Below are 1907 nucleotides of genomic sequence, written 5' to 3'. Positions count from 1 at the left end.
GCCACGAAAGACCTTGCTCTTTCAAACCCCAGCTGAGAAGTTCGCAGAATGTGTTGCGGCGATGAGTTGAACCCGCCCCCCTCAACGGACATTCGCGGGCGTCTGCGTTCCAAGCGTTACTCGTTCCTAACTTGCCGGAACGATTTGCCCCTGCTCTGATTTTAGGGGAATGGACAAGCTACTAGAACGGGCCGACAGAGCCATCCGTGATAGCGAGTTGATCCGACGCCAAGTGGACCAAAGCATTGCGCTGGCGCGCTGGTGGAATGAGCGGGTGATAGCGACCGCGAGCCGCGCTCGCGAGGAAGCCACTCGCAGCCATCAGTCGCGCGCGGAAAGGACTCATAGAGCCGAGGAGGCGCAAGAAAATTTGTCGGCACGTAAAACGTCAAGCTAGGTTCCAGAAAACCATCGCCGAGCGTTGGCAACGAGTTCGGCCTCAGTTTTCTGAACGCCTTGCAGGGCTTTCCGCGCCGCTTCGTACCTGTGCCGGTAGTTTGCAGTCAACTCATCCATCAGTCGCTTGCGTTCCGCAATGAGGGAGCGGGCCTCCTCAATCGCGCGCGCGGCACGTTCATCGAGGACTTCCGCTAGGGTTCGTTCGATCATCCCCTCCTAACGCATGTTAAGATTTTTGGTTTCCGCTGTCCCGGTTCCGGGCGTATACTTGCCCCAATGGACCTCCGGATGACCTTGGCGCATTTGGCGGACGCAGAGCGGCATATTGCGCTGGGAGAACGTCATATTGCCCGCCAGATCGAGATCATCGACGTGCTGGGGCGCGGCGGTCATCCTACGGAACTCGCAACTCAGGTGTTGGATACATATCGCGAGTTACTGATAACTCACCTCGCGCATCGCGACTACATCCGCAAAGAACTAGAGCAGTTGGGCCAACCGATGTTCGCTTTCATACCGCTGTTGGGGGCTCAGCAGACGTGAGCCCCAAGCCATTTTTTCGACCTCCGCCCGAGGTTCGCCCACATGGCAGACACTCTCTGAGATCTTCCGGCATCCATACCTATTCACAGCCACGACTGACGGTGGTCGCGCGACGACCTGATCCACGAGGGATTGACAATTTGCCAGCAAGGTCGTGCGCCGCTTTGATCGCAGCATGCCCGCTGTCACCCGTCGCCGCAGCAAAGATGATCCACACCGCGAGACATGGCTGATATTCTTCGGCGACATCCGTGTCGGCGTTATCGGTCGCCGCGCCGGTGTCCCGGACTCGGCCCCGCAGTGGAGTTGGTCCAGCGGCTTCTATCCCGGCTCTGATCCGGTGAGCACCGCAGCGGCATTGACGAGACGTTCGACGAAGCCCGTACGAGTTTCCAAGCAGCGTGGCAGGAGCTGGCCGCCACGAGCATGGGGGCGGACTTCGAGATGTGGCGCCGCAACCGTGAATGGACCGCTTGGAAGGACCGGATGCACCGGCTAGCACTTCCGCTGCCGACACAGCGTCCAGAAGGGATTGCGCGCTGCTTCTGCGGCGAGTTAATCACGAACCCGACACTCGACGAGCACATCCACACGATCCACCGCCAGACCGCCGTCTCACCCTTCCACGCCCCCCTCTGGTCGGCGCCTTTCAAGGAGGATTGAGCATCGGCGTTGCCCCGCATCTTGCCACAGTTAGTGCGCGCCGCCGCTGCATCTGCCAGATTTTCCCGGTGGTCCAATAGGGGTCCAAGTCCTCCAAAAGTGAACAACAAGTGGGTGGCTTGCCATGCGTGCTTGCGGTCGCGCTGTTGATGATGTCCTTCGTCAGCATCTTGAAAGTCTTGCTCATCAAATGGCGGAACTAGAGGAACTGCGGAACCGAGTGCTTAAGGCGGAGCAGAAGGTGAGGAAGAGACGGAGGCAGGAACGCTCGCACATTCGATTGGGCGCATCGAGCCAAGCAT

General features: G+C 59.3%; 2 protein-coding genes. One reads left to right on the top strand and one right to left on the bottom strand.

Features of this window, described 5'->3' with window-relative positions; all coding sequences use genetic code 11:
* Positions 1-393: 393 nt before the first annotated feature.
* A complete protein-coding gene (locus tag SO140_RS45720) occupies positions 394-609 on the bottom strand; it encodes a hypothetical protein (protein ID WP_449381923.1) in 216 nt (71 codons plus the stop codon).
* Between the two features lie 78 nt (positions 610-687).
* Between SO140_RS45720 and SO140_RS45715 the strand changes: the two genes are divergently transcribed.
* Positions 688-942: a hypothetical protein gene (locus SO140_RS45715; protein WP_449381922.1), complete on the top strand. Its 255-nt coding sequence runs from the start codon at positions 688-690 to the stop codon at positions 940-942.
* Positions 943-1907: the final 965 nt, after the last annotated feature.

The sequence above is a fragment of the Bradyrhizobium sp. UFLA05-108 genome (assembly GCF_059803455.1).
Note: the sequence above shows the minus strand (reverse complement) of the source record. Positions and strands in the feature narration are given on the sequence as shown.

Coding starts and splice junctions, on each gene's coding strand:
- SO140_RS45720 (WP_449381923.1), bottom strand. CDS start 609: ATGATCGAACGAACCCTAGCGGAAGTCCTCGATGAACGTGCCGCGCGC.
- SO140_RS45715 (WP_449381922.1), top strand. CDS start 688: ATGACCTTGGCGCATTTGGCGGACGCAGAGCGGCATATTGCGCTGGGA.